Here is a 19,354-nt window from a genome sequence, read left to right as displayed (position 1 = left end):
TAAGGTATTTGAAAATAAATAACAAGTCAAAGATGTGAATGATATTTTTAGTTCACAAGCAAGCTTGTGCTGACAAGGAATCAGCTTCCGCGGTATAACTGAAAATAGACAAACATACTGACTCATTTATTTTTTTAAAATGCCTGAGGGAAAGCTCGATAAGATTGTATATTATCGAGCTTTTAATCATTAAGAAGTTAACTAAGTGTTTTTTACATAAGGAGTTAGGTTTTAATAGTAAATAGCAAACCTAAGCAGAGCTTTAATTTTAATAGTAAATATGTACGGTAAAGGTTAATTTTCAAAACTTTAAAATAAATTTTTATTAAGGGCTTAATAAGTACTTTTAAAATTGTTATTTTTATGATTTTAATATATAATTAACTCATTAAATTATATAAGTTGAGATATTATTTATACGTTACAGAACTATATAGAACAACTTATAATAAAAAGCAAATAGGCGTATATTTTATCTGGATTTTTTATTGACTCTTAATATAAGTCTTAAATTAAGATAATTTACACAATACCCTATATTGACATCGTTAAGACTTTTAGAGATGTACAAAATAAGGTTTCACTAAGTAGATATATATTAGAGACATGAAAAAGTGATAGTAGCTTATAGGGAAAATTATTTTTTTAGAATAATTTTAAGAGATAATTTGGAGGAATTAATATGAACAAGTGGGATTTTTCGAATTTAGGAGATGAGATTTGGTCTACAGTTCAGGATGCGTTAAATACTAGAGATTTTACTAGATTAAAAGATGAAATACGTTTCACTGCAGAGAACACTTTAAATGAAGTAAGAAATGGGTTTAGACCAAATTATAATGATCCAAGAGATAGGGGGAACTACACAGAACAATGGTTTGATAAGCAACAAGTAATGAAAACTCAAAATATGGTTAGTACACAAATTGCCAAGAAACCAGCAGGAAGTGTTTCAGGTATCTTATATATGGTATTTGGATTTATAGGAACAGGAGTATTTGGTACAACTTCTTTAATATATGGTATTGTTAATCTTGCTTTAGGTACTCTGACATCCATTAATGCTATTGGCTTTGGAACTTTATTTTTACTAGCATTTGGAAGCTTATCTATGGCTCTAACAGGGGTTAAGTTAAGAAAAAGAGTGAAACGTTTTAAAAAATATGTAAGACAACTTAGAGGGCGCAATTACTGTTCTATTAAAGAACTGGCTTCTCATATTGGGGAAACAGATAAGTTTGTGGTAAAGGATTTAAGAAAGATGATTGATTTAGGTATGTTTCCAGAGGGTCATATTGATAACAATGAAAACTATCTTTTATTAAATTATGAAATCTACGAACATTATCAAAGAACTCAAGATGAGCAAAAAAAACAAAGTGAACAAGAGGCTAGTAAACAAAGGGAAGAAGCAGAAAAGAGAAATGATCCTTCTCAAAAGGAACTTAGAGAGGCAATTGAAGAAGGTAGAAGATATATTAGAAAAATTAGGGAAGCTAATGATGCTATACCAGGAGAAGAAATATCAAGAAAGCTTTATAGGCTAGAGATAATTACAGAAAAGATATTTAACTATGTAGAGCAGCATCCAGAGCAGCTCCCAGCACTTCATAAGCTTATGAGCTATTATCTTCCTATTACACTTAAGCTAGTAACTGGTTATGAGCAGCTTGATGCTCAACCTGTTCAAGGGGAAAATATAATGACAGCTAAGAGAGAAATAGAGGATACTTTAGATACAATAAGTGGAGCTTTTGAAAAACTATTAGATGATTTATTTAGGGATATAGCTTTTGATATATCTTCAGATATTTCTGTGCTAGAAACCTTGCTTTCACAAGAGGGCTTAACAGAAAAGGATTTTAAGAAGTAAAGGTATCTAATTATGTGGATACTTCAGATATAAGGAGGATATTATGGTGGATAATGAAATGAAAGATGGGATAGGTGAGGTTCCAACCTTAACTTTTGAACCCTTCGAGGAAGAAACTAAAATCGTGGAATTACAGGAGAAGAAAGAAGAAGCACCAGTACTTGACGATAGCTTTTTAACTGAAGAAGAAAAGAAAATGGTAGATGATTTTGCGGCTAAGATTGATATAACTAATTCAAATATGATTTTACAATTTGGAGTTGGCTCTCAAAAGAAAATAGCTGATTTTTCCGAGACCGCTTTAAACAATGTAAAAACTAAGGATTTGGGAGAAATAGGTGGAATGCTTTCTAACGTAGTATTAGAATTGAAGAATTTTGATGCTAACGAAGAGAAAGAGGGCTTCTTTGGATTTTTTAAGAAAAGCGCAAATAAGTTAACAGCAATGAAAGCAAAATATGATAAAGTTGATTTAAATATAAACAAGATTTGTACTGCCTTAGAAAATCATCAGATGCAGCTTTTAAAGGATGTAGCAATTCTTGATAAGATGTATGAGCTTAATAAAGTTTATTTTAAAGAACTTTCAATGTACATTTTAGCAGGAAAGAAGAAACTTGCAAAATTAGAGGAAGAAGAATTGCCAGCATTAACAGAAAAGGCTAGAATAAGTGGACTTCCTGAGGATGCTCAGGCAGCTAATGATTTTGCAGCTTTATGTAATAGATTTGAAAAGAAAATTCATGATTTAGAGCTAACAAGAATGATTTCGATTCAAATGGCACCACAAATTCGTCTTGTGCAAAATAATGACACCTTAATGTGTGAAAAAATTCAATCTACTATTGTGAATACTATTCCTCTTTGGAAAAGTCAAATGGTATTAGCTTTGGGAGTTGCTCATTCAAACCAAGCAGCTAGAGCACAACGTGAAGTATCAGATATGACTAATGAGCTTCTACGTAAAAATGCTGAAACCTTAAAGATGTCCACTATAGAAACTGCAAAAGAATCAGAAAGAGGAATTGTAGATATAGAGACAATACGTGCGACAAACCAGTCATTAATTTCAACTCTTGACGAAGTAATGCGTATACAAACTGAAGGAAAACAAAAACGTAAAGAAGCTGAAATGGAATTAAATCAAATTGAACAGGAATTAAAGAAAAAGCTTCTTAGCTTAAGAGGATAATAAATAATTTTATTATAAAAATGCCACCCTAATTAGATTATGGTGGCATTTTTATGTATAACTATACTTCCAGTATTTACAAATCAATTGTAAAGTGCTATAATTATTTTTTAAAATCAGTATAGTTTTAATTAATAAAAGGAAGGGAGAGATATTATGAAAAAACTAATATATTTGTTTGGAGAAAACAAACTCTGCAAAGGTTACCGAAGACTACATAGTTTGAAACATCATGAACTACAAACATTAGATAGAAGCTACCAAGTAGAAGAACTAGATGGAAACACAGTTTTAATGAAGAGATACGTATATAAGTTAATAGGATTTTGGGAATACCCTAAAACAGTAAAAAAGTTAATTTTATTGTTTTAGGGTATTTTTTATGCTCTTAAGTACATGAAAAAAGTGAATAATCATGAGGACAGTTTATATTATTAATTGGGGGTAAGGGTAAATGAAAGAGAGTATTCTAAACAAGGAAAACCATAAAAGGAGATTAGGAAAATGGAAAGATAATAAGAGAGCAAGTGAAAAAAGGTTAAGTGAAAAACTATGGAACAGAAACTTTACTCTATTATTGCAAGGGCAAGTGGTATCTATTTTTGGAGATAACATTTATGATATTGCACTTCGCTTTTGGATTCTTGCTGAAACTGGCTCAGTTGCTTTAATGGGTGTATTAATGGCAATTACAATTATACCCAAGATATTAATTTCACCCTTTGCTGGCACATTTATTGATAGGCATGATAGAAGGAAAATACTAATTGTTTGTGATGGTATTAGTGGTGTTACTATTCTTTTCATTGGAGTAGCTGCAGTAATGAATTTTCTACAAGTATGGATGATTCTTATAGCAGGAATCATAGTTGATATATGCAGGTGTTTCTTTAATCCCACTATAAATTCATCTATACCTAATGTTGTTTCAAATTCTAAATTGATAAAAGCAAATTCTATATTTGAGCTAGTAAGTTCGGTTAATGAAATGGCTGGATACGCATTAGGTGGTTTTTTAGTGAACCTAATTGCAGTACCTTTATTATTTATATTCAATGGAGCAACTTTTTTATTATCAGGGATTGCAGAATATTTTACTGATATACCAAAGATTCAACAGGTTTCACAAAAGTTGAATTTTATGGAAGATATGAAAGAAGGAATAAGGTATGTTAACAATTTAAATGGTCTTAAATATCTTTATATAACCATAGCATTTTTAAATTTTTTCGCATCTATGTCAATGACTCTAACATTACCTTGGTTTAAAGCAAACAAAGAACTTGGGATTGAATTATATGGGGTTGCAATGGCTATAAACACCCTTGGTATGTTTGTAGGTTTTACCATGTTATCCACAATTGAAATAAAAAAAGAAAAAAGATTTTTTGCTTTCATTACAAGTGGAATAATAGTATCTATCACTATGATTCTTTATTCTCTTACATTAAATCCTTACTTGATTTGTATCTTATTTTTTATTGATGGATTTAGTTTAGCTATAATGGGATCATTAATTCAATCAACGATGCAAAGTTGTGTATCTCCAAACATGAGATCTAAAGTCTTTGGATTTAAAAATGCTTTATCATCTGCATTGATGCCATTAGGTATGGCTCTTGCTGGATTATTAGGAGAAATAGTAAATATGAACCTTATTATACTTGCTGATTATGTACTATTCCTCATATTATTTATATATCTTGGGTTTTTATCAAATGTAAAAGAAATAATTAATGGATAAATAAGCTCAAAGATAAATAAAATAGCAAGTTGCATGAGAAAGGCTTCAATAACTACAAAAATAAGTCTATTTTTATAGTTTAATGTAAAAAAATAGATTATAATGTATATTATAGAAAATAAGGGTATCTTTATAAAGTTAGTTTTTATAGGATATAAAAAGGGTGGGTAATAGATGATTTTAAGAAATATAAATAAAAGTGAGATTGAGTCAGTTATTAAGGCTACTACACCAGAGAAAAGTTCCTTTAAGGATATATTGGAATCTTGGATTAATGAAGGAATAACAAAGTTAGAATGGTGCTTTGTTGTTGAGGATGATGAGAATATTTTGGGGAGACTAATATATGGGGTCTTTGACAATAGTTTAAAAATGTTAGATATATGGATGCAGAATTTTAATGATGAAACAAAAGAAAAATTGTTAAGTGAAAGTTTAAAAATAATGAAGTTAAAGGGATTTAATAACGTAGAATGTCATCTTTATTCTGATAAAAATAACTTTCAACAATATGTAAAGGCTTTAGCATCAGTTGATTTTAAAATTACTCAAGAAAAGAAAAGCTTTGTTTGGGAAGATGGGGTCATTAGCAGTTTACCAGGAGATTTATGTTTCAGATCACTAGAACAAGTTGGTGACCAGGAGTTTATTAATGCAATTGAAAAAGTTACAGAGGGAACTTTAGATGAAGATGATTTAGCATGGGTAAAAGAGTTTGGAAGTAAAGAAGCTGCAATAAAATATTTCAATCTATTAAAAGATATTGACTATAAGGAAGACTGGTGGAAGCTAGCTTATAATGAGGAACAAGAACTATTAGGATTAGTGGTACCCCAAAGATTAACTGAAAGTATTGGTGGTATCAACTACATTGGTGTAATTCCAGAAAAGAGGGGACAAGGCTATATAAACCACTTGGTTATAGAATGTCTTAAAACCTTTAAGGACAATAACATAAAAAAGGTAATAGCAGATATTGATGTTAAGAATTACCCACTAGACGCAGTTCTTCAAAAGCAAGGCTTTAAATTAGATTGCACTATGCTAGTACTAAAATTGGATTTATAAAAGTAATTATGGGGGTTAAATTATGGAAGAAAAAGCAAAGATACTTATTTTAGGCACATACCATTTTGGGTTATGTGGAGAACATTTAATGAAGATTAAAGGTGAAGATGTGACCAAAAACAAAAGACAACTTGAAATTATGAAGTTAGTTGAAGCACTGGAAAGATTTAAACCTAATAAAATTGCAGTAGAGCTAAGTAAGGAAAAAGAGACAGAGATAAATGAAGCTTACTTAATGTATTGTAATGGAGACCCTATAGAAAATCCTGTAGTGGATGAGAGTAGCGAAGTTTTTCAAGTGGCATTTAGATTAGGGAAAATGTTAAACCATAAACAAGTATATCCAATAGATTATTCGGTAGGATTGCCAATTGAAGAAATGCTTGGCTATGCAGAAAGCAATAATAAGCAATTCCTCAATAACTTTATGAGTAAGGTTCAAGTAGTAGGAGAGCAGATGAATGATATCATAAATAATAATGAGGTTATAGAAGTTTTTAGATATCTTAATTCTAACGAAAAGTTCAACAATGACCATAGCAATTTATATCTAAGTCCTGTACAAATAGGTGCTGGAGATAATTACTGTGGTAGCAAGGTTCTTGTAGAATGGTATAGGAGAAATATATATCTTTAGTAATCTTCAAGCTATAGCGAAGGAAGATGATAGGATTTTAGTAATATACGGGGCTGATCATTGCAAAATTCTCAGAGACCTAGTTAATGACTATAATGAGTTTCAATTAGTTGATGCTTTAGATTATTTATAGTTTACAAGCCAAAGAAAATATTGCTGCAAACAAAAGTGGCTATGAGGATATATGGGGACTTCCGTCACAAAACATATTTCACTTTAAAAAAGCATAGCTTATATAGAAATCAATTTTAAAAAAAGGAAAAAGTATGAATAACTTTATTTCAAATATATTCTATAGCTATTTTATTGCTTTTGGGGTTATGTTAGGTGCATGCACTTTTGCTGGTGTTGCAGCAATGATAAATAATCATCCACCATTAAAGACTATGATGGACTTTGCAAGTTCTGTTAAGATATGGGCAATAGCTACTGCTTTAGGGGGTACCTTCACCTCCTTTCAAGTTTTAGATGAGGGAGTTTTTAAAGGTGAAGTGCGATTAATGATTAAGCAAATTGCATATGTTTTAGCCGCATTATTAGGAGCTAATCTTGGATATTACACCTTGAAGCTAGTAGAAAGATGTGGCCAGTTATGGACAAAGTAAAAAAAGATAGGTACTTTTTCTTTCTTGCTACAGGATTTATTTTAGGTGGTCTTATAGGAATAGTATCATTTAGCACTTTTATTAGTTATAGAATAGATCAATATCATCACAAGATTAAAACTTTAGAATCAGAAATTGAAGATAAAAATGCCAGATTAGAAAAACTTGAAGAAGTTATTAACAAAAAGAAATTAGTTGTAAAAGAAGTGGAAGTTACTTTAGAAAATGAAGAAGATGAGATAGCTAAAATTACACTGCAAAAGCATATTAAAGAAAAGCTAGATAAATTTATTGGTAAAGAAGTAAACAAGTTAGATGGAGATATGCTTTGGGAAGTTGTAGATAAAAGAATTATGAAAATAAAAGATAAGGAATATAAGTTGAAAGTTAGTAAACTGATGGTTTCTGAAACCATTCATATTTGGGTACAAGTTCAGCAGTGATAAAAAGTTGCCTTTTATTGCACAGTTTGATTGTTGTCACACACATCCAATGATGACCTTACCAATAGGTGCAATCATTGAACTTGATGCTACAAATAGGAAAGTATCTATTGTAAATAATTGGGAATAAATAAGTTTGACTTTAAATGAGTTTCAATATATTAAGCTATGGAGGAGTTTTTATGAGGATAGCTGTAGTTTCTGATATACACAGTAATCATATTGCTTTTGAAGCAATTCTAAAAGATATAAGAACTAAGGAAGTAGATAAGATTTTCTTTTTAGGTGATTATGCTTTTGGAGGTTACGGATCCAATGAAACTGTGGATTTGTTGATGAGTCTATCAAAGGATAATAAAAAGCACCTAATCATATCTGGTAATATTGATGAATTAATAACTCCAATTGAGGAAGATGCTGAATGGATATATCCAGTAAATAAACAAATATATAAAGATTTAGGGAACAACAGAGTGAATTTTATTAAGTCTCTTCCAAAAAGTATCTTAGTTGAAGAGGAAGGAATGAAAATAAAGTTATGCCATAATCCATCAGAGATTGAAATGTTCATATCAGTTGATGAGTTACGAAAAGAGAGAAATCAGCCTAATATAAAAGGCCTTGAAGAAATTGCAAAGCTCATGGACAGTGATGTTTGCATTTTTGGCCATTATCATTTGTTTATGGATGAAGAGGTAAAAGGCAAAAGATTTATATGTCCAAGCTCTGCAGGTATGCCATTTAATGGAGATTCAAGAGCGCAGTATATTATCTTAGGTGTTTCTAAAGGAAGTATTACTACAACTAGGCAGTACGTTGACTATGATAGATTGAAGTTGGTGAAAGGTTTTGAGGAAAAAGGGTACTTTGAGAAATATTATAATTGGGCTACAGATATAGTTACAACTATATTAACAGCACATAACTACATAGGTGCAGCACATCTTAGAAAGTAAGCAGGTGATGATAAGATGCCGAAAGTTAAGTTAACAATTATAGAAAGCAAATGTAGATGTGGATATCATAAAAAAGATGATTTATATATAGTTGAGGATATTTGTGCACCAATATGTCATGAACTATGGAATAGCATTTACCCAAGTATTTATGTTTTATTAAACGGTGGAACTTTAGACTATGGTAATAGTAAAGCAACTAAATTTCAAGCAAAGTGTCCAGATGGTGGTAGAGTAGTAATATTAGGTGAACTCTTATAGAAAGTTTAGATAGTAAGAGTAAATAGTAACCATTTTGATTTGCTATAGGGTTTAAGGGTAGTAGAGAATTAGAAAGTGAATTGAAGATATTAGAAATACCAACTTAATAAATGATAAGTGGAGTTAGGAAATTGAAAAGTTATTGGCTTATAACAATATAACAATACGGAGGAATAACGATGGGATACGTTGAAGAATTGAGAGGAATAATTGGCACTAGACCTGTGAATTTTGTTGCTACAACTGTTGTAGTTGTTAATGAGACTGGTGAAATATTACTGCAAAAAAGGAGTGAGCCCTTTGGAGCATGGGGATTGCCAGGAGGACAAATTGAACTTGGAGAGTCAACAGAAGATGCTGGTAAAAGAGAAATATTTGAAGAGACAGGGTTAGTTATAGAGAATTTAAAATTGGTTGATGTTTTCTCAGGAAGTGATAATTTTGTAAGGCTAAAAAACGGGGACGAATATTATGTAGTGCTAGTTGCCTATTACACAAAGAATTTTAGTGGCTATCTGAAAGCTGACGGAATTGAAACTCTTGAATGTGGCTTTTTCGATATAAATCATATTCCAGATAATACTTTAGAAAGACATAAACGTGTTATTAATAGGTACTTAGAGGTTACTAAAAATAACTAGTTTTTTCCCACAAGTATTAGGACTAGCAATATATAGACTTGTTTTAGGTTAAGGATAAATTAAAATATATAATCTATTGCAAAAGCTGTAAGTATTATAGGAAAGTTAATGGAGGCTATAGAGCCTCCATTGTTATACTTTTTTTACTATATAGGTTTATTTATATAGCTAAAATTTAAAATCGTTCCAATTTACTGGAGTAGTTTGACCCTTTTGCCAATCTTCTTTTGTGATTCCATATCCAATTGCATCATATATGGTGCCATCACTGCATTCCCAACCTCTTCTATAGTGAGCTTCTTTCACAAATCCACATTTATGAAATACACATCTCATAGCATAGTTATCTTGTCTAGTAGTTGCTTCTACTCTTTCTTTATCGGGATAATTTGTAAATATATAATCAACAAGCCACTTTACTGTATTTGTACCTACCCCCATACCTTTGTATTTACTGGAAACTCTTATATCAAATAATGGGTTACCATCTTCTAAGTCATAAACCCTAATCATCCCCACCTTTGCATCTGAATCTGAAACAACCCAAAAGGTTTTAGCATCATCACTAGAGTAATACTGATTTTCGTAGCTGACTCGAATTCTGTCTGGGTTCGGATTCGGTGTCCCATGGAATTCCCAAGTATCTGATGTTAAAAAGTTTATCAGATCATCAATTTCATTTGTAAATTCTTCAAATTGTACTTGCATTATTTTCTTCCCCCTAAAATTAGTACCAAAATATACTATATATTTAACTAAATATTTAAAATATTCAATAATAAATTATAACATATATTACCATATAATTCACAAATACTTTAAAAAAGATATTTTACAAGGTCAAATCTTTACTTTAAGCTTCATGTTCTATTGAGAAGCTTAATTAAGTTTTGTCAATAAATACTGTAATAGGTAATATTCATATCATTTATATAAAATAATTGTCTAGCTTTAAAGAAATAATCAATACCAAAAAGTTATCTTATAAAAATTCGTTATGAATACCTATTTATTAAATCAGGAAGGTAATTAAGCAAAGAGTTAATTATACGTCTTATATAGTTTTATGTAAAAATGTAACTTATAATATAAATATAGTAAATAAGAATTTGTTATGAAACTAGTAGGCACTAGTTGATATAAAAGCAGTATAATAATTTAACTTATAAAACAAAGACAATAAAGCAATTTTTAATTAGGAATGGTGATATAGTGGGGAGATTAATAACTTTAGCTGATGGAAGAAGAGTAGAAGTTCAATGTTTAAGTTGTGCAATTACGAGTGGCTTAGTTGAGCCTACAGGCGGAGTCATTAAAGAAACTGAACATTTTCATGTGCATCAGGATGTAGCTTACCCAATACCAGGTTTAGTAATCTTAGCATCTAAGAGACATTTTTATTGCATGGATGAACTAACCGTTGGAGAGATGCATGAGTATATTGAATTGGTACATAAGATTAGGGAAGTACAGAGGAAGACTTTAGGTATAGAAAAAGTTTACTATTTTTATAATGAAGATACTACTCATCATTTTCACTTATGGATGGTTCCTAGATATGAGTGGATGTATGAATTTGGACATTCAGTAGAGTCATTAAGACCAGTACTGCTATATGCTAGAAATAATTTAAATACTGAGGAAAATATGAGTAAAGTAATCCAGGCAATAGATAAATTACGCCAAGGATTAAAGGAGTTGAAGTAATTATAATGAAAGAAGTTTTTAAAAGGTCACTTGATGGATTTATATTTACTGATGATTTGCATAAGGACACTTATAACTTACTAATACTTCATAATAGACAAGTTGTAGCAGAGCACTCTAAGTCAGTAGCAGAAGAATGCAAGACTCTAGCCAATAAATTTGGAATAAATGAAGAGGCTGCTGAAATAGCAGGTCTTCTACATGACATTAGTGCTATATTTCCATTTCAGCAGCGATTAGAAATATCAAATTTATTAGGTATTCAAGTGTTAAAAGAGGAGGAAGAGTTTCCTTTAATTCTTCATCAAAAAATTTCTCAAGTTATGGCTAAAGAAATATGGAACATTAGCAATGAGGACATATTAAGTGCAATTGGTTGCCATACAACCTTAAAGAAGGAATACAAACAATTAGATTTATTATTATTTGTTGCTGATAAAGTTAAATGGGATCAAAAAGGGGGGCCACCATACTTAGAAGATGTAGTCAACGGACTAAATATATCCTTAGAGCATGGAGCATATGCCTATATAAAGTATCTTATGGATAATAAATCAAACTTGAAAGTAGTACATCCTTGGCTTGTTGATGCCTATAATAGTTTAAGCTTAAAGCTTAGTGATATAAGATAACAAAAAAACTCATTATCTTATACAGTAAAGTAGAATTTATGAGGTGAAAAAATGATTAGTATATATCCAGCATCTTCCCGGGATTGTGAGAAACTTACAAATTTAGCTATTAAGTCTGAAGCATATTGGGGATATGATTGTAATTATATGGACAGATTTAAGGAAACTTACAAGGTAGATCAGGAATTTATAAAGAATAGCTCAACCTATATTATTAAAGAAAATGAAGAAATAATTGGATTTTATGGAATTTTAGTTGGTGAAAAAGAAAGCTCCCTGGAATACTTTTTTATTGAACCAAAGTATATAGGTAAAGGTTATGGTCGATTATTGTGGGATCATGCAATAGATATATGTAAAAAATTAAGTATAAAGGAATTTGAAATAGTCACAAGCCCACAGGCGAAAGATTTTTATATGAAAATGGGAGCAAAGCTTCAAGGTGAAGTAGAATCTCTTGTGATTAAAGGACGTGTAATTCCAAGATTAGTTTATAAGGTTGTATAACAATTAGGGTTTTGAATTTATTATAACTAGATATTTCAAATGAACAATATATTGAGTATGCCAATGTCAGAAGAACTACTTAAAAAGTAATTGTCATAATAGAATATGATTAAATTGGTAAATAGAAAATAATAAGGGGAAGTGGGAGAGGTTATGAAGGTTATCACATTATTTGAAAATAGAAGTATATCAAAGGAATATAAGAGTAGTCATGGGTTATCACTATATATAGAAACAAAGAACCACAAAATACTTTTTGATACTGGTACAGATGATTCTTTTGTTTATAATGCCTCAAAATTAGGAGTTAATTTGGAGGATGTTGATATTGCAATAATATCTCACGGTCACAATGACCATGGTGGAGGGCTAGAAGCATTTCTAAGGATAAATTCTAGGGCAAAGATTTATGTAGGTAAGGGAGCCTTTGATGATTACTTAACGAAACTATTAGGAATAATTAAGTTTAATATAGGTTTAAAGAAAGAGCTAATAAGTGATAGATTTGAGTTTGTGGACGGAGTAGTTTCAGTTGATGATGAATTAATTGTATTTAATAATATTGAGGGTAATAAGCTTTTACCCAAAGGCAATGATAGATTATTGAAAAAGTATAGTGATGGTACAATAAAGAGGGACGACTTTGCCCATGAAATAAACCTTTTAATTAATGAAAATAATAAGTATAGTTTATTTTGCGGGTGTTCTCATAGAGGTATTGTAAATATTATAGAAAAGGCTAAAACTGTTGCAAATACAAAAATCAGTACAGTTATCGGTGGGTTTCACTTAATGGGGATGAAGGTAAATAGTTCTAAGAATACAGCTTACTTTCAGGAACTTGCAGATAGTTTAAATAATAGTGGTGTTGATAAATATTATACTTGTCATTGCACAGGAGAAGAAGCCTACAATCACTTAAGAAAAAATGTAGAAACTTTAGACGAAGTAAAAACAGGGATGGTTGTAGAGATATAGTAAAAGATGCAATACAATGTATAAGAAAAGCAGTCATATTAGATATTCGTTTTTACTGACTAATATCTAATATAGTTAAAAGGTAATTGTGGAAATTATTTTATAATGCGAGTTTAATATGAAGAGATTAAAAAGATTGTTTAAACTTATAATAAAATATAATTAATGGAGATTTTATAATGAAGAGTAAATTTTATTATGTTGTTAATAGTTTTGGAGAAAGAGCCTTTGAAGGTAATCCAGCAGCCATATTTCTCAAAAGTGAAGACTTAGCAGAGTGCACTATGCAAGCTATAGCCAAGCAGTTAAACTTAGTGGAAACTGTATTTGTGAAAAGTGGAGATAGTGAAGCTGACTTTGAACTGAGATATTTTACTCCAAGCAAGGAAGTAGATATTGCTGGACATCCTACAGTAGCTGCATTTGTAGCTTTAGAAAATGCAAAGATCATAAACCCTCTTTTGAAGAGTAGTTTTACAATAAAGACAAAAGCTGGAAATAAAAAAGTAAAAGTAGAAAATAAAAATAATAAACTCTCTGTAATAATGGAAAGTAAAGCCCCAATATTTTATGATATTGTTAAGCAGAGAAGAGAAGTTGCTGAGGTATTAGGAATAAAGCTAGAGGAATTAATGACAGACTTACCAGTTCAACCAGTTGATACAGGGCTTGGGCATTTAGTAGTACCCGTAACGTCTTTAGAAGTTTTGATGAGAGTAAAAAGAAATAAAGGATTAAAAGGCATATGTAATAAATATGGTGTTAGTGAAGCTCAAGTTTTTACTTTTGACACATATAACAAAAACTTGGATATACACACAAGAAATATATGTCCAAGAGAGGGCATTGAAGATCCTGGGTGTGGAATCGGAAATGCTGCATTAGGAGCTTATCTTTTAAAAAATAAGTTTAAGAATGATAATGACACAGTAGTAAAAGCTGAACAAGGAGTTATTGTAGGTATGCCTTGCACAATAGAAGTTCATGCTAGTAGAATAAATGAGGATATTAAAGTGATTATAGGTGGAACAGGCAAGATTATGTCAAAAGGGGAATTGTATGTAGATTAATCTTTAGAAATGTAAGAGTATACTAAGATATAATAAATACAAAAGCATAAAAAGTGGCTATCTCAAAATAAAATTTTGAGATAGCCACTTTTGAGTTTAATATTATAATAATAGTTTTTCTTTAACAATATTTACGGCTTAATCATATATTAAACCATGAACAACTTTATTTAATTATTTTAAAGGGAAAGTTAAGGGGTAACTTGCCCTTTTAAGTCTTCATTTTGGTTTTTCTAAAGGCTATGGGTATAAAAACTTACTTTATTTACTCGTAAAAGCCTTCAGAGAAACAGGGTAAAGTTCATGTATGAGTAATTCTAGAACTTGGTTACCTATATACAAGAGTAAAAGGAGATGAGCAGATGAGCAAAGTAGAATTGAGAAATATTTATATGAACTATCATTCTCTAAAGGGAGAAACTTCTGCCCTAGAGAATATTAACCTTTCTATTGAAGCAGGAGATTTTGTTAGTATAGTTGGACCTTCAGGTTGTGGAAAATCAACTCTTTTAAATATTATTGCTGGTCTTATTAAGCCTTCTAGGGGAGAAGTGCTATTAGACGGGGAAGTCATAGGGAGCTATTCTGAAAAGCTTGGTTATATGTTTCAAAGAGATCATTTATTTGAATGGCTTACTGTATGGGATAATGTTGCTTTAGGGCTTAAAATTAAGAATCGTCTAAATGAGGATAGTAAGGACAAGTTACAGCACTTGCTTAAAAACTACGGTCTTTGGGATTTTAGAAATCATTATCCAAAAGAGCTTTCAGGTGGTATGAGACAAAGAGTAGCCCTAATTAGGACTTTAGCATTAGACCCAGAGGTGCTTCTTTTAGATGAGCCCTTTTCAGCATTAGATTATCAAAGTAGATTAAATGTAAGTGATGAAATTTATGACATTATAAAAAAAGAGGGCAAAACAGCTATAATGGTCACCCATGATATTTCAGAAGCTGTATCTATGTCCTCAAAGGTTGTAGTACTTTCTAAAAGACCAGCTAAATTGAAAAAAGAATTAGAAATATTATTTACCTGTGATTGCAGAACACCATTAAAGTGCAGAGAAGAAGCAGAGTTTAGAACCTATTTCAATGAAATATGGAAGGAGATGGACTTTAATGATGAAACCTAATAAGAAAGAAAATAATAATAAGAAAAAAAATCAACAGGATATTAATGGTGAACTAGTCATAACTCAGGAACGGGATATTAACGATAAGCAGCAGGTTGTAAATGACCATCACTTTAGTGATGACCACCACTTTAGTGATGACCATAAAGAATATATAAGAAGAGTTAAGAGAAGAAAAAATGAGATTTTATTTACTAGAATATTAATTCTTGTAGTATTTTTTGTTTTATGGGAAGTACTAGGAAGATTGAAGGTTATAGACCCATTCCTAACTAGCACCCCTTCTAGAATGTTTCAAAGTGCTATAAATATATACAATGAGGGGACCCTTGTTAGGCATATTTTAGTTACTTGCTATGAAACTATTGTAGGCTTTACTTTAGGTACATTACTTGGAACCCTAATAGCAGTAATTTTGTGGTGGTCAGATTTCTTATGCAAGGTTTTAGATCCTTATTTAGTAGTTTTAAATGCCCTTCCTAAGGTTGCCCTAGGACCAATAATTATATTTTGGGTAGGAAATGGCATGGAAGCTATTATTGTAATGGCTCTTTTAATATCAATTATTGTAACTATAATAAGTGTCCTTGCAGGCTTTAAAGAGGTTGATGAAGATAAGATTAAACTATTAAAAACCTTTGGAGCTTCCAAGTTCCAAACGTTAAAACATCTTATAATTCCATCTACAGTTCCAACACTTATATCAGCATTAAAAATCAATGTAGGTCTTTCTTGGGTTGGAGTTATCATGGGAGAATTCTTAGTAGCTAAAGAAGGGCTTGGTTTCTTAATAGTTTATGGAGGTCAAGTGGCACAACTAGATATGGTAATGATGAGTATAATTGTACTTTCAGTTATTGCTTATGCTATGTATGAAATAGTACATTACTTTGAGAAAAAATATAAAATATAAAATATATAATAAGCTCATGGGTAAAATTTATCAATGGGCTTGTTTTTTCTAGTAAATTTGATTTATATGAAATTTGTAAATATTTATAAAAATAGTTATAATATAATATTAAGAGTTTTGTTACTATATATTAATTTATAAGAAATATTATTTTTATTTGATTTATCTATGGGAAAATTTCACATGCTTTATAGAAAGGTAAATCTTCAAGCACTTTAAAGAAGGAGAAGTACCCAACTTTATAGTAATCTGAGTATATAATAAGTTTTTACATAGTAGGAAAAGTTTAAGAGGGGGAATTAAGGGTGAAGGGAAACATAATGCTAGCACTTGGACTATTTATTGGAGTAATAGTGCTACTTCTTGTTATTGGAGGGAATTACTTCTACAACTATGGAGTGCTCAGAAAAAAGAAAAAATTTATGGATGGAAATCCTGATTTATCAAATAATCAGTTTGAAAGCAATTGGAGAGAGAGCAAAGAGTGGTTTCAAGGAAAGCCTTGGGAAAGTATACAGATGAAGTCTTTTGATGGATTAAACCTCTACGGAGCTTACTTAAAGGCAAAAGCACCTACTGATAAGACTGTAATATTAGTTCATGGTTATACAGGTAGGGGCAGTGGTATGGCATTTTTAGCTAGATATTACTATGAAGAGCTAGGGTATAGTGTATTAATGCCTGATCTGCGTGGACATGGACAAAGTGAAGGAAACTATATTGGTTTTGGATGGCATGATAGAAAAGATTTAATGCAGTGGATTAATTATATTATAGAAAAACAGGGGGCTTCTTCACAGATAGTACTCCATGGCATATCCATGGGGGGAGGAACTGTGCTTATGACTAGTGGAGAAGAATTACCTAAAAGTGTTAAATGCATTGTTTCAGATTGTGCTTATACTTCTGCTAAAGATATTTTATTGTTTCAAATGAAGAAAATGTTTAATATACCAGCATTTCCACTAATGCAAGTAACAAGCCTTATTTGTAAGCTTAGAGCAGGGTACTTTTTTGAGGAAGCATCTGCATTAAATGCGGTTAAAAAAAGCAAAATGCCCATAATTTTTATCCATGGAAGTGAGGATAAATTTGTTCCAACAAAAATGGTTTATCCACTTTATGAGGCATTAAATGCAGAAAAGGAATTATTCATTGTTCCAAAAGCAGGGCACGGTTATGCCTATTGGGTAGATGAAAAAGGATATAAAAAACATGTAGAGGAATTTATAACTAGATTTATTAAGTAGTGTTAAATACTATTGGATAATGTAAAGTTATGAAGAAGCTTTAATCTCTTATTTTCAATTGATTTTGATAGATAAAATTATTATTAGCATAAACTTTTATTAACTTATCATAGAAATAGGGGCATTGAATGCTTTAATAGCATTTGTCTTATTAAATGGCACTATAAACTTTAAGATTAATCTGTGCTTTAATAGCAATAATCTTAAAGCTTATAGTGTTTTGTAGTTATAGAAATAGCACTTAAATTCAACACAAAATCTATTTATTATTTAATAAGGGTTTATATTGCTGAAAATGTTTGTGTTTATACATAAAAGCATTTTTAGGACATTTATGTAAGCACCTTTGACAGCTAATACAACTATTATTAAAATAAATGTTGTTATTAATCAGCTTAATATTTTTTGTAGGACAGTCATGGACACACTTTCCACATCTGTTACATAGTTTATCATCTATATTTATTTTTTTTCTTGCCCAACTGTAAGAGTAGGACTTGTATATAGGATAAATTACTTTAGCTAATAAAACATTGATATTTTTAGTTGAATCAATGGTTCTATTTCCACTCATAAAACCTTTAACTACTTTTGAAATTCGTTTACTAGCTTCATTTACGCGGTTTTCAGCTTTTTCCTTTGGTGTACTTGGGAATAGGGTTAAGTAGTAATTATTTGGCATAGTAAAACAAACTTCACCATAAATTTTAAAACCTAATTTTTTAAGCTTGTCACCAAGAATTTTTGGGCCAGAGCCGCCTCTAGCAGTCTGAGTAGAAAATAATATAACCTTTCTTCCTTTACCAACTTTAAGATGATTTAGTACATATCTTACAAAATAATCAGGGTAGGTCTCACAGTGGATTGGGCAACCTAATATTAACATGTCAAAATCATCTTTAAATTCTGTGGCTTTATCAATTTCTATTAAATCACTTTTTATATTGTACTTTAACAATTCTTGTTTAAATAGCTTTGCTACATAATCAGTATTACCAGTAGCAGAAAAATAAATAATTCCACATTTCATAGCATTCCTCCAAGAAAAATATATGACATTATAATTATATTAAATAAAGACTGCTAAGATGATTTTTTATTTTATTGATTTAGAAAAACATCGAGTAGTACAAAGAAAACATGAAATAACTTTGATTTTAGAGTAAATATTTGAGATAATAAATGTGTTGTCTTAACATGATTCTAGGTCTAGGCTTAGAAAGGGATATATTTATTAGGAATAAGGAGAGAAATTATGGAAACATGGAGTTTTGCATACTATAAATCTCCAATTGGAGTTATAAAATTAGAAGGAAATAACGAAGGGATTTCTTTTATTGATTTTATTGATGAGGATATGGAGGTGGAGGAGAATCATAAGAAATTACCTCAGGCTTTAATGGACGCAATAAATCAATTAGATGAGTACTTTAATGGAAATCTTAAGGAGTTTAATATTAAGCTTCTACATAAAAAAGGAACAGAGTTTCAAAAGAGTGTGTGGAAAGCTCTTGAAAAAATTCCTTATGGAAGTACGGCTTCCTATAAAGATGTAGCAATAAGCATAAATAATCCAAAAGCAGTTAGAGCAGTGGGAGGAGCTAACAACAAAAATCCTCACAGTCTATTTGTTCCATGACATAGAGTAATAGGTGCTAACGGTTCGTTAGTAGGCTTTGGTGGAGGACTTTGGAGAAAAGAATGGCTACTAAAATTTGAAAAAGAGAACTTATAATTAGGATAA

Annotated in this window: 22 protein-coding genes and 1 pseudogene; 21 read left to right on the top strand and 2 right to left on the bottom strand. The window is 30.6% G+C overall.

Features of this window, described 5'->3' with window-relative positions:
* The first annotated feature begins 682 nt into the window (after window positions 1-682).
* The 12 genes and pseudogenes from J2Z44_RS09130 (at window position 683) to J2Z44_RS09075 (ending at window position 9,420) form a co-directional block, all read left to right on the top strand.
* Window positions 683-1,873, top strand: coding sequence for a 5-bromo-4-chloroindolyl phosphate hydrolysis family protein (locus J2Z44_RS09130; RefSeq protein ID WP_209649509.1), 1,191 nt, complete (start codon window positions 683-685; stop codon window positions 1,871-1,873).
* Window positions 1,874-1,916: 43 nt separating this feature from the next.
* Entirely contained in the window at window positions 1,917-3,065 is a 1,149-nt protein-coding gene (locus J2Z44_RS09125) for a toxic anion resistance protein (RefSeq protein WP_021281660.1), read from the top strand.
* A 156-nt stretch (window positions 3,066-3,221) separates the two neighbouring features.
* The gene (locus J2Z44_RS09120; protein ID WP_021281659.1) at window positions 3,222-3,437 is read left to right on the top strand and encodes a hypothetical protein; all 216 of its coding nucleotides are present in this window, start codon (window positions 3,222-3,224) and stop codon (window positions 3,435-3,437) included.
* 82 nt (window positions 3,438-3,519) lie between these two features.
* Window positions 3,520-4,809 carry an MFS transporter gene (locus J2Z44_RS09115; protein WP_021281658.1) on the top strand — a complete coding sequence of 430 codons (1,290 nt, stop codon included), beginning with the start codon at window positions 3,520-3,522 and terminating at the stop codon, window positions 4,807-4,809.
* A gap of 174 nt (window positions 4,810-4,983) precedes the next feature.
* Complete coding sequence (locus tag J2Z44_RS09110) at window positions 4,984-5,877, top strand: GNAT family N-acetyltransferase (protein ID WP_021281657.1); 894 nt, start codon at window positions 4,984-4,986, stop codon at window positions 5,875-5,877.
* A gap of 22 nt (window positions 5,878-5,899) precedes the next feature.
* Window positions 5,900-6,647 (top strand): annotated as a pseudogene (locus J2Z44_RS09105) (DUF5694 domain-containing protein).
* A 133-nt stretch (window positions 6,648-6,780) separates the two neighbouring features.
* A complete protein-coding gene (locus J2Z44_RS09100) occupies window positions 6,781-7,119 on the top strand; it encodes a YtrH family sporulation protein (protein ID WP_021281655.1) in 339 nt (112 codons plus the stop codon).
* Window positions 7,107-7,562, top strand: a complete 456-nt coding sequence (locus tag J2Z44_RS09095; RefSeq protein ID WP_021281654.1) for a sporulation membrane protein YtrI — start codon at window positions 7,107-7,109, stop codon at window positions 7,560-7,562. The genes J2Z44_RS09100 and J2Z44_RS09095 overlap by 13 nt, the downstream gene beginning before the upstream one ends.
* 7 nt (window positions 7,563-7,569) lie before the next feature.
* Complete coding sequence (locus tag J2Z44_RS22060) at window positions 7,570-7,692, top strand: hypothetical protein (RefSeq protein ID WP_378109329.1); 123 nt, start codon at window positions 7,570-7,572, stop codon at window positions 7,690-7,692.
* Between the two features lie 52 nt (window positions 7,693-7,744).
* Window positions 7,745-8,518, top strand: coding sequence for a metallophosphoesterase family protein (locus tag J2Z44_RS09085; protein ID WP_021281653.1), 774 nt, complete (start codon window positions 7,745-7,747; stop codon window positions 8,516-8,518).
* A gap of 15 nt (window positions 8,519-8,533) precedes the next feature.
* Window positions 8,534-8,779, top strand: coding sequence for a TIGR04076 family protein (locus tag J2Z44_RS09080; RefSeq protein ID WP_021281652.1), 246 nt, complete (start codon window positions 8,534-8,536; stop codon window positions 8,777-8,779).
* A 179-nt stretch (window positions 8,780-8,958) separates the two neighbouring features.
* Window positions 8,959-9,420, top strand: a complete 462-nt coding sequence (locus tag J2Z44_RS09075; RefSeq protein ID WP_021281651.1) for an NUDIX hydrolase — start codon at window positions 8,959-8,961, stop codon at window positions 9,418-9,420.
* 168 nt (window positions 9,421-9,588) lie between these two features.
* Here J2Z44_RS09075 and J2Z44_RS09070 read toward each other — a convergent pair whose 3' ends face one another.
* Window positions 9,589-10,128: a GNAT family N-acetyltransferase gene (locus J2Z44_RS09070; protein WP_021281650.1), complete on the bottom strand. Its 540-nt coding sequence runs from the start codon at window positions 10,126-10,128 to the stop codon at window positions 9,589-9,591.
* 504 nt (window positions 10,129-10,632) lie between these two features.
* Between J2Z44_RS09070 and J2Z44_RS09065 the strand changes: the two genes are divergently transcribed.
* From J2Z44_RS09065 to J2Z44_RS09030, 8 genes are all read left to right on the top strand, one after another.
* A complete protein-coding gene (locus tag J2Z44_RS09065) occupies window positions 10,633-11,127 on the top strand; it encodes an HIT family protein (protein ID WP_021281649.1) in 495 nt (164 codons plus the stop codon).
* A 5-nt stretch (window positions 11,128-11,132) separates the two neighbouring features.
* Entirely contained in the window at window positions 11,133-11,759 is a 627-nt protein-coding gene (yqeK, locus tag J2Z44_RS09060) for a bis(5'-nucleosyl)-tetraphosphatase (symmetrical) YqeK (protein ID WP_021281648.1), read from the top strand.
* 51 nt (window positions 11,760-11,810) lie between these two features.
* Window positions 11,811-12,266: a GNAT family N-acetyltransferase gene (locus J2Z44_RS09055; protein ID WP_021281647.1), complete on the top strand. Its 456-nt coding sequence runs from the start codon at window positions 11,811-11,813 to the stop codon at window positions 12,264-12,266.
* A 153-nt stretch (window positions 12,267-12,419) separates the two neighbouring features.
* Entirely contained in the window at window positions 12,420-13,244 is an 825-nt protein-coding gene (locus tag J2Z44_RS09050) for an MBL fold metallo-hydrolase (RefSeq protein ID WP_031270928.1), read from the top strand.
* A gap of 179 nt (window positions 13,245-13,423) precedes the next feature.
* A complete protein-coding gene (locus J2Z44_RS09045; RefSeq protein WP_021281645.1) occupies window positions 13,424-14,314 on the top strand; it encodes a PhzF family phenazine biosynthesis protein in 891 nt (296 codons plus the stop codon).
* A gap of 362 nt (window positions 14,315-14,676) precedes the next feature.
* On the top strand, window positions 14,677-15,447 hold the full coding sequence (locus tag J2Z44_RS09040; RefSeq protein WP_021281644.1) for an ABC transporter ATP-binding protein: 771 nt from the start codon (window positions 14,677-14,679) through the stop codon (window positions 15,445-15,447).
* Window positions 15,434-16,360, top strand: a complete 927-nt coding sequence (locus J2Z44_RS09035) for an ABC transporter permease (protein WP_021281643.1) — start codon at window positions 15,434-15,436, stop codon at window positions 16,358-16,360. Before J2Z44_RS09040 ends, J2Z44_RS09035 begins: the two co-directional genes overlap by 14 nt.
* 305 nt (window positions 16,361-16,665) lie before the next feature.
* Entirely contained in the window at window positions 16,666-17,610 is a 945-nt protein-coding gene (locus tag J2Z44_RS09030; protein ID WP_021281642.1) for an alpha/beta hydrolase, read from the top strand.
* 259 nt (window positions 17,611-17,869) lie between these two features.
* Here J2Z44_RS09030 and J2Z44_RS09025 read toward each other — a convergent pair whose 3' ends face one another.
* Window positions 17,870-18,640 (bottom strand): EFR1 family ferrodoxin, encoded by a 771-nt coding sequence (locus J2Z44_RS09025; RefSeq protein WP_021281641.1) that lies wholly within the window; start codon window positions 18,638-18,640, stop codon window positions 17,870-17,872.
* Window positions 18,641-18,865: 225 nt separating this feature from the next.
* On the opposite strand from J2Z44_RS09025, the gene J2Z44_RS09020 reads away from it, so the two are divergent.
* Window positions 18,866-19,345 carry a methylated-DNA--[protein]-cysteine S-methyltransferase gene (locus tag J2Z44_RS09020; RefSeq protein WP_082206852.1) on the top strand — a complete coding sequence of 160 codons (480 nt, stop codon included), beginning with the start codon at window positions 18,866-18,868 and terminating at the stop codon, window positions 19,343-19,345.
* Window positions 19,346-19,354: the final 9 nt, after the last annotated feature.

Source organism: Clostridium punense, from assembly GCF_017874425.1.
In the GTDB taxonomy this organism is placed as follows: domain Bacteria; phylum Bacillota; class Clostridia; order Clostridiales; family Clostridiaceae; genus Clostridium_J; species Clostridium_J punense.
This window is presented reverse-complemented; position numbering and strand designations above follow the sequence as displayed.

Coding starts and splice junctions, on each gene's coding strand:
- J2Z44_RS09130 (WP_209649509.1), top strand. CDS start 683: ATGAACAAGTGGGATTTTTCGAATTTAGGAGATGAGATTTGGTCTACA.
- J2Z44_RS09125 (WP_021281660.1), top strand. CDS start 1,917: ATGGTGGATAATGAAATGAAAGATGGGATAGGTGAGGTTCCAACCTTA.
- J2Z44_RS09120 (WP_021281659.1), top strand. CDS start 3,222: ATGAAAAAACTAATATATTTGTTTGGAGAAAACAAACTCTGCAAAGGT.
- J2Z44_RS09115 (WP_021281658.1), top strand. CDS start 3,520: ATGAAAGAGAGTATTCTAAACAAGGAAAACCATAAAAGGAGATTAGGA.
- J2Z44_RS09110 (WP_021281657.1), top strand. CDS start 4,984: ATGATTTTAAGAAATATAAATAAAAGTGAGATTGAGTCAGTTATTAAG.
- J2Z44_RS09100 (WP_021281655.1), top strand. CDS start 6,781: ATGAATAACTTTATTTCAAATATATTCTATAGCTATTTTATTGCTTTT.
- J2Z44_RS09095 (WP_021281654.1), top strand. CDS start 7,107: ATGGACAAAGTAAAAAAAGATAGGTACTTTTTCTTTCTTGCTACAGGA.
- J2Z44_RS09085 (WP_021281653.1), top strand. CDS start 7,745: ATGAGGATAGCTGTAGTTTCTGATATACACAGTAATCATATTGCTTTT.
- J2Z44_RS09080 (WP_021281652.1), top strand. CDS start 8,534: ATGCCGAAAGTTAAGTTAACAATTATAGAAAGCAAATGTAGATGTGGA.
- J2Z44_RS09075 (WP_021281651.1), top strand. CDS start 8,959: ATGGGATACGTTGAAGAATTGAGAGGAATAATTGGCACTAGACCTGTG.
- J2Z44_RS09070 (WP_021281650.1), bottom strand. CDS start 10,128: ATGCAAGTACAATTTGAAGAATTTACAAATGAAATTGATGATCTGATA.
- yqeK (WP_021281648.1), top strand. CDS start 11,133: ATGAAAGAAGTTTTTAAAAGGTCACTTGATGGATTTATATTTACTGAT.
- J2Z44_RS09055 (WP_021281647.1), top strand. CDS start 11,811: ATGATTAGTATATATCCAGCATCTTCCCGGGATTGTGAGAAACTTACA.
- J2Z44_RS09050 (WP_031270928.1), top strand. CDS start 12,420: ATGAAGGTTATCACATTATTTGAAAATAGAAGTATATCAAAGGAATAT.
- J2Z44_RS09045 (WP_021281645.1), top strand. CDS start 13,424: ATGAAGAGTAAATTTTATTATGTTGTTAATAGTTTTGGAGAAAGAGCC.
- J2Z44_RS09040 (WP_021281644.1), top strand. CDS start 14,677: ATGAGCAAAGTAGAATTGAGAAATATTTATATGAACTATCATTCTCTA.
- J2Z44_RS09035 (WP_021281643.1), top strand. CDS start 15,434: ATGATGAAACCTAATAAGAAAGAAAATAATAATAAGAAAAAAAATCAA.
- J2Z44_RS09025 (WP_021281641.1), bottom strand. CDS start 18,640: ATGAAATGTGGAATTATTTATTTTTCTGCTACTGGTAATACTGATTAT.